At 75.4% G+C, this 410-nt stretch carries 1 protein-coding gene; it reads right to left on the reverse strand.

The annotated features are described in order from the left end of the window. On the reverse strand, window positions 1–410 hold a 410-nt coding region (locus tag AOK03_RS44780; protein ID WP_244177962.1), incomplete at both ends, for an MMPL family transporter.

Below are 410 nucleotides of genomic sequence, written 5' to 3' on the forward strand. Positions count from 1 at the left end.
AGGGCCAGCGCGCCGAGCAGTACGGCGCCGCTCGCGAGCACGGTGAGCGGCCTGCGTCCCGCGGAGCCGCCCATCGCGGCGAAGAGGCTGCGGCGCTGCTTGGGCGCGCTCCCGAAGGCGGGCACGAGCGGCCAGAACACCCGCCGTCCGAGCAGTACGAGCACGGCGGGCAGCAGCGTCATCATCGTCACCAGCGCGCACAGCACGCCGACGGTGCCGAGCGGGCCCATGCCCCGGCTGCTGTTGAGGTCGGCGGCGAGCAGACAGAGCAGTCCGGCGGCGACGGTCCCGGAGGACGCGAGCACGGCGGGCCCGCAGCCGCGCAGGGCGGCGACCATGGCGTCGTAGGGCCGCTCGACCCTGCGCAGCTCCTCCCGGTAGCGGGAGACGAGGAGCAGCGCGTAGTCGGT

The organism is Streptomyces atriruber, from assembly GCF_001418325.1.
GTDB lineage: Bacteria > Actinomycetota > Actinomycetes > Streptomycetales > Streptomycetaceae > Streptomyces > Streptomyces atriruber.